Annotated in this window: 1 protein-coding gene; it reads right to left on the bottom strand. The window is 61.1% G+C overall.

What is annotated here, in order from left to right:
- Positions 1 to 1,036 (bottom strand): IS110 family transposase (locus EI969_RS11770; RefSeq protein WP_160387955.1); only part of this gene is annotated, 1,036 nt, incomplete at its 3' end.
- Between the last annotated feature and the right edge of the window lie 8 nt (positions 1,037 to 1,044).

Here is a 1,044-nt window from a genome sequence, read left to right as displayed (position 1 = left end):
GACCATCACCCGCGTGGCGACGATAAGTCTGGTCATTCTGTAGAAGCACCCAGACGATTCGCAGGTTGCGGTTGGCTAGCCTGATCGCAGCCTCCTTGCGGCCCAACCGGCTCATCCAGTGCAACAAGCGGCGGTCATCGGGTTGCTGGGAATCAGGTCGTAGTTGTTGCAGCACCGCATGGGCGCCCTGGATCATCAGGCTGCGTAAATAAGCATCACCTCGCTTGGTCATGTCCCCCAACCGGACCGTCTCCCCGCTGCTGTGCTGGTCAGGCACCATGCCAAAGTACGCGGCAAACTTGCGGGCATTGGGAAATCGCTCAGGCTTGGTTTCCTTGGCCACCAGTGCCGTGGCTGTGACCGGGCCGATGCCGCGCACAGTCATTAGCCGCTTCGCCGTCATGTCAGCGTTGGCGGCCACTTCCAGGCGTCCCGTCAGTACGCTGATGCGCTCGCCCAAATGGCGCCACTCGGCCAACAGTTCGTCGATCAGTTCACGCAGCAGGCCCGGCACCGGCTGTGTAGCATCTTCCAGCACCCGCGGGATTTTCTGGCTGATCGCAACATCGCCCTGTGCCAAGGCTATGCCGTGCTCAAGCAGCAGGCCGCGCATCTGATTACTGAGGGCCGTGCGTCGACGCACATAGCCCTGGCGGGCGCGATGCAACGCCTGCATTGCCAGCGCCGCAACGCTTTTGACCGGTACTGCGCAGATTTTTTCATCGCGATTAGCCCGCAGAATCGCCAGCGCATCGTTGCGATCATTTTTAGGCCCGCTGCGATGTGTGGCCACCAAACCGGCTGGAAGAATCCGCACCGGATTGCCTTGGTCTTGCAGCTGCCGGGCCCAGGCCTGGGCACCCGGACCGGTCTCCATCAAAACCACGACATGCGGTGGCAACTGTCGGAGAAACTCATAAAACGCCTCGCGCGACTTGATCCGCTGCTCGTAGAGCAGCTGGCCGAGGATATTTTCACCGGCGACCTGAAAGACCTGTTTGGCCAGGTCGACCGCCAAGGTTGTGCAGGCCGACAAATCGGAAG

Source organism: Pseudomonas sp. PB101 (assembly GCF_009764265.1).
GTDB lineage: Bacteria > Pseudomonadota > Gammaproteobacteria > Pseudomonadales > Pseudomonadaceae > Aquipseudomonas.
Note: the sequence above shows the minus strand (reverse complement) of the source record. Positions and strands in the feature narration are given on the sequence as shown.